This is a genomic window from Haloferula rosea, assembly GCF_016595525.1.
Taxonomy (GTDB): domain Bacteria; phylum Verrucomicrobiota; class Verrucomicrobiia; order Verrucomicrobiales; family Akkermansiaceae; genus Haloferula; species Haloferula rosea.
In genome coordinates this window covers 1-413 of the sequence record NZ_JAENII010000060.1, presented here as the reverse complement: position 1 = coordinate 413, position 413 = coordinate 1, and the positions used below count along the sequence as shown (strand labels likewise).

The following is a 413-nucleotide window of genomic DNA, read 5'->3' as shown; positions in this document are numbered from 1 at the left end:
CTTGTGTATGCCCATCATGGGCGGGAACCAAAAGGGGTTCAAGTCCCCTGTGTGATGAAACGATGAAAGAAGAAAGCACTACCAGAAGCCAACTGCGTGAGGGTGACCGAGCGTGGGAAAGCAGGCTATGGCAAAGCCATCAGGCGATGAACAAGAACCTCCTACGAGGCCGTCAGGGACGGGTGAGCCGGCACAACACGGCGAAGCCATTCGTTTCCTCCCTGCAGGTAAAGGAGGCGCTTGGGTGGCGGAGGTTCCCGCTCTTATGTGGGGAGGCCTCGTCGGCATGCGGGAGTCCTTCGGGCTCCAGCGCGACGTGCGGCAACGCCCGTCGTGACCGGCGAGGAGTCAGCAGAGGCCATAGTAGTTGGAGAAACGAGCCGGAGTGCGCGAAGCACAGCAAAGTGGCCGGA

The 413-nt window shown here is 60.5% G+C and carries 1 protein-coding gene; it reads right to left on the bottom strand.

Translation table 11 applies throughout. From position 1 onward, the window contains the following. Positions 1–172: 172 nt before the first annotated feature. A partial coding sequence (locus JIN81_RS19210; RefSeq protein WP_234045615.1) for a hypothetical protein occupies positions 173–413 on the bottom strand: 241 nt, incomplete at its 5' end.